Here is a 2,538-nt window from a genome sequence, read left to right on the forward strand (position 1 = left end):
ATTCGGCGAAATGGATTGGGAAAGTTATGGCTGAGCCAAAGCAATCACGAAATAAAAAAGGATAAATCTATAGAATTCTAAAATGGAAATTTAAAGCTTTTGAAATTCTGAAAACCCCGTTAAAAACCTCCATATCAGGAGGTTTTTCAGTTTGAGGTTGTGTCGTGTCACGAAGATAATAATTTTGAAAGCAATTCACAACCATAGCGGAGCAATTTATTTTTTGGAACTCGTTGTGTCGTGTCACGAAGATAATAATTTTGAAAGCAATTCACAACCCAATGTTGTAGAACCTTTCCGCAACATTAGTTGTGTCGTGTCACGAAGATAATAATTTTGAAAGCAATTCACAACTATTTTTTCATTATGTAGTATTGCAGGAATGTTGTGTCGTGTCACGAAGATAATAATTTTGAAAGCAATTCACAACGAAAAACGTATGTCGGGAAACGTGGTAAGAGTTGTGTCGTGTCACGAAGATAATAATTTTGAAAGCAATTCACAACTTGCTTGGCTTCCTTTAGCTATTGAGTGATGTTGTGTCGTGTCACGAAGATAATAATTTTGAAAGCAATTCACAACTGACGGGAAACAAAAAAGTCGTGTCACGAAGATAATAATTTTGAAAGCAATTCACAACGATCGAGGATGAAGCCCTGGCCGTTGCCGGGTTGTGTCGTGTCACGAAGATAATAATTTTGAAAGCAATTCACAACCATAGCGGAGCAATTTATTTTTTGGAACTCGTTGTGTCGTGTCACGAAGATAATAATTTTGAAAGCAATTCACAACCCAATGTTGTAGAACCTTTCCGCAACATTAGTTGTGTCGTGTCACGAAGATAATAATTTTGAAAGCAATTCACAACTATTTTTTCATTATGTAGTATTGCAGGAATGTTGTGTCGTGTCACGAAGATAATAATTTTGAAAGCAATTCACAACGAAAAACGTATGTCGGGAAACGTGGTAAGAGTTGTGTCGTGTCACGAAGATAATAATTTTGAAAGCAATTCACAACTTGCTTGGCTTCCTTTAGCTATTGAGTGATGTTGTGTCGTGTCACGAAGATAATAATTTTGAAAGCAATTCACAACAATGCGAGAACAAGGAACCGTCGCACTTTTGTTGTGTCGTGTCACGAAGATAATAATTTTGAAAGCAATTCACAACTTACCGCAAATCATGTGTTTTCGCCCTGCTGTTGTGTCGTGTCACGAAGATAATAATTTTGAAAGCAATTCACAACCTCTCCGGATGGTTGTGTTTGACGACACCAGTTGTGTCGTGTCACGAAGATAATAATTTTGAAAGCAATTCACAACGATTAAGGTGGAAGCAATTGCCATTTGTTTGTTGTGTCGTGTCACGAAGATAATAATTTTGAAAGCAATTCACAACGTTCAGGAAAGGATATTCATCACGGATTTTGTTGTGTCGTGTCACGAAGATAATAATTTTTGAAATCCGCAGGATTCGGCGAAATGGATTGGGAAAGTTATGGCTGAGCCAAAGCAATCACGAAATAAAAAAGGATAAATCTATAGAATTCTAAAATGGAAATTTAAAGCTTTTGAAATTCTGAAAACCCCGTTAAAAACCTCCATATCAGGAGGTTTTTCAGTTTGAGGTTGTGTCGTGTCACGAAGATAATAATTTTGAAAGCAATTCACAACGGGCGCATTTACGATCATTACTTTGTAGCCGTTGTGTCGTGTCACGAAGATAATAATTTTGAAAGCAATTCACAACTGAAAGAACGCTAACAATTGACCAATACAAGTTGTGTCGTTATAATCGCCAAAACAAATTGTCAAAAAAAATAAAACAGATTGTCCAATTTTTTCACAAAAACAAAGCAAAAAGTCTTTCATTCGAGAGGCTTTTAAAATAGATTTAAACCTCCTTTAAAGAATATTTAAAGGAGGTTTTTACATCAAACATTCAACTCAAAATGTGATTTTTCGCCATTTAATAACTTTCGTGTAGGTTCGATATTATTTGCATAAATAGTCGTTCCTTAACAATATAAATATTTTCTTTTTATTGTGAAAAAATATGCAGCAAAGAGGAAATTCTGCAAAGAAAAATATAGCCAACGAAGATTGGCTTTAAGAATCTCCATCATTTTCTTCATATTCCAGGCAGTTGCTGCTAGGAAGGCATTGATTTGAGGCCCCGTTTCTCCCATAAAGTAATTTTTAGCCAGCCTGAAATCAGTTTTTAAATGTCCGATGATAGGCTCTATGGCAGCTCTGGTTCTGAATTTTTTGCGCTTTGTTTGTTTCTGGTAGAGGGTGTCTTTTTTTCTCGGTGGACCTGGAATTGAGATTTTCACTCCTTTTATTTCCGATTTCCCTTTTCCGCCACGGTCGTAAACCAGTTCTTTGGGAAGGGGTTGGCCACCTGTTTCCATTTGTTCCAAAAGTGGTTCAATGGTATGACCATCATAAGGGGTTTGTAAAAATGCTTTAATTGCGAGAATGATTTTTTTTCCTTTATTAGCGGTGGTGATCAAGCCCACTTTATTCCCGAATTC

Annotated in this window: 1 pseudogene and 1 CRISPR repeat array; the pseudogene reads right to left on the reverse strand. The window is 36.2% G+C overall.

From position 1 onward, the window contains the following. Positions 1-156 precede the first annotated feature (156 nt). Positions 157-1,401: a CRISPR direct-repeat array (repeat unit 46 nt; unit sequence GTTGTGTCGTGTCACGAAGATAATAATTTTGAAAGCAATTCACAAC). A gap of 618 nt (positions 1,402-2,019) precedes the next feature. Continuing rightward, positions 2,020-2,538 (reverse strand): annotated as a pseudogene (locus tag AP75_RS14420) (IS5/IS1182 family transposase); the annotation flags it as partial.

The organism is Kaistella haifensis DSM 19056 (genome assembly GCF_000735695.2).
GTDB lineage: Bacteria > Bacteroidota > Bacteroidia > Flavobacteriales > Weeksellaceae > Kaistella > Kaistella haifensis.